This is a genomic window from Streptomyces sp. SID13666 (genome assembly GCF_010548325.1).
In the GTDB taxonomy this organism is placed as follows: domain Bacteria; phylum Actinomycetota; class Actinomycetes; order Streptomycetales; family Streptomycetaceae; genus Actinacidiphila; species Actinacidiphila fildesensis.
In genome coordinates, this window is sequence record NZ_JAAGLX010000173.1 from 1 (window position 1) to 483 (window position 483).

The 483-nt window shown below is 72.5% G+C and carries 1 pseudogene; it reads right to left on the reverse strand.

Going from position 1 to position 483, the window contains the following annotated elements:
* Positions 1-386 (reverse strand): annotated as a pseudogene (locus G3I60_RS43955) (PAP2 family protein); the annotation flags it as partial.
* Positions 387-483: the final 97 nt, after the last annotated feature.

Below are 483 nucleotides of genomic sequence, written 5' to 3' on the forward strand. Positions count from 1 at the left end.
GACGTGGTGGTGTGGCCCGAGGGGAACGACCAGTGGCCGGCGTCCGTCGCCCAGAGCGCCGTGTCGGGCCGGGGCCGGGACAGCAGCGCCATCACCGAGAACCGCACCGCCTGGGCGGTGACCAGGCAGACGAGACAGGCGGCGGCTGCCTGGATCCGCTGCCGTGCCGTCCGGCCGAGCAGATAGCCGGCCAGGGCGACCAGGACGTACGGCACGAAGCCCGTGCCGGTATGGGTCACCATACGGGCGAGAGTGACGGCCAGGTCCGGGCGGTGGGCGAGAGACCACTCCAGCAGATCCCGGTCCCCGAAGAGGGTGCCGCCGCCCCGCGCCACGACCGACACGGCGAGCAGCGCCAGCAGCACAAAAGCGACCAGGCTCCCCATCGCGGGGAGGCCGGCCCTTGCAACGGCACGCTCACGGTTCACATCTGCTCGACGATCACGCCCCGGCGATCGTTCCCGGGAGCTGCGGATGCGGAGG